This is a genomic window from Siccirubricoccus phaeus (genome assembly GCF_008360935.1).
GTDB classification, from domain to species: Bacteria; Pseudomonadota; Alphaproteobacteria; order Acetobacterales; family Acetobacteraceae; genus Siccirubricoccus; species Siccirubricoccus phaeus.
The window spans coordinates 1-780 of record NZ_SRXO01000054.1 but is presented as its reverse complement, the minus strand read 5'-3'; the positions used below and the strand labels follow the sequence as shown (position 1 = coordinate 780).

The 780-nt window shown below is 63.1% G+C and carries 1 protein-coding gene; it reads left to right on the top strand.

Annotated elements, in window-relative coordinates:
• Positions 1-8 precede the first annotated feature (8 nt).
• A protein-coding gene (locus tag E5N76_RS29260; protein WP_149541511.1) for an IS5 family transposase occupies positions 9-760 on the top strand; the annotation gives its coding sequence in 2 pieces (ribosomal slippage) (positions 9-339 and positions 339-760; 753 coding nt in all).
• Positions 761-780: the final 20 nt, after the last annotated feature.

Here is a 780-nt window from a genome sequence, read left to right as displayed (position 1 = left end):
AGCTCTGGATGGAGCGATTCGTTCTGACTGACGCGCAATGGGCGAAGATGGAACCGCACTGCCTGGGCAAGCTGGGTGATCGCGGGCGGAGCGGTGCAGACAACCGCCTTTTTGTCGAGGCGGTGCTATGGATCGCGCGGACCGGCAGTCCGTGGCGTGACCTGCCGCCGATGTTCGGCAAGTGGAACTCGGTCTACGTCCGCTTCCGCGACTGGGTGCGGGCCGACGTATTCCAGCGGCTGTTCGAGGCCTGCTCGGACGAGCCTGACATGGAATACGCCATGGTCGACGCAACCATTGTGAAGGTCCACCGCCACGGGCAAGGCGCAAAAGGGGGACGCAGAGCCAGGCCATTGGTCGCTCGAAAGGCGGCATGACGACCAAGATCCTGGCACTCTGCGATGCGCTCGGGAACCTGGTGCGCTTCGTCCTGCTGCCCGGCCATCGCTTCGACACGGTCGGCGTCCCGCCGCTGATCGAGGGCCTCGACTTCGATGCCCTGATCGCTGACATGGCGTTCGACAGCAACGCGATCATCGCCGAACTCGACGAACGCGGCGTCAAGGCGGTGATCGCCCAACATCCGAGGCGCGCCATCGCCCGCGACCTCGACAAGGAGGCTTACAAGTGGCGCCACCTGATCGAGAACTTCTTCTGCAAGCTGAAGGACTTCAAGCGCATCGCCATGCGCAGCGAAAAGACCGACCAGAGCTTCGCCGCGATGATCTACCTCGCCACCACCGTGATCCACTCACGCTAAATCTCAACAGACCCTAGAGC